Raw genomic sequence first — 209 nt, 5'->3', positions numbered from 1 at the left:
GCATATTCAAGCGGCGCCCAGAAGCTCGGCCAGCCAGTGCCGCTGTCGAATTTGGTGGTCGAGGAAAAGAGGTCCTGGTCGCAGCCGGCGCAGGCGAAATTGCCCTTTCGCTCCTCATGCAGCAAGGCACTTGTGAAGGGCTGTTCCGTCCCCGCCTGGCGCAGGATGACATATTGATCCGGCGTCAGCAGCTTGCGCCATTCCTCCTC

General features: G+C 61.2%; 1 protein-coding gene. It reads right to left on the bottom strand.

Annotated elements, in window-relative coordinates; genetic code table 11:
- Window positions 1-209 (bottom strand): peptide-methionine (R)-S-oxide reductase (locus AF337_RS24230; protein WP_160320339.1); only part of this gene is annotated, 209 nt, incomplete at both ends.

The sequence above is a fragment of the Rhizobium ecuadorense genome (assembly GCF_001187535.1).
Lineage (GTDB): Bacteria > Pseudomonadota > Alphaproteobacteria > Rhizobiales > Rhizobiaceae > Rhizobium > Rhizobium ecuadorense.
Note: the sequence above shows the minus strand (reverse complement) of the source record. Positions and strands in the feature narration are given on the sequence as shown.